Annotated in this window: 1 pseudogene; it reads left to right on the forward strand. The window is 46.8% G+C overall.

Features of this window, described 5'->3' with window-relative positions:
• Positions 1-248 (forward strand): annotated as a pseudogene (locus AAEZ05_RS29640) (iron-containing alcohol dehydrogenase); the annotation flags it as partial.

The raw sequence follows: 248 nt of genomic DNA on the forward strand, positions 1-248 counted from the left end.
GATTGGTACTGGTGTGCCACAAGATTGGACGACGCATATGATTGGTCACGAACTAACTTCATTGCACGCCATTGATCATGCACGTACGCTCACCATCGTCTTACCCTCAGTGCTACGTGAGCTAAAAGACAGCAAAAAAGACAAACTGCTCCAGTATGCACGCAATGTCTGGAACCTTACTGATAGCACTCAAGACGAAGACACCATCATTGAGACAGCGATTGTCAATACTGAGAACTTCTTCCGCG

It is taken from the genome of Pseudomonas sp. HY13-MNA-CIBAN-0226 (assembly GCF_040310305.1).
GTDB classification, from domain to species: Bacteria; Pseudomonadota; Gammaproteobacteria; order Pseudomonadales; family Pseudomonadaceae; genus Aquipseudomonas; species Aquipseudomonas gregormendelii.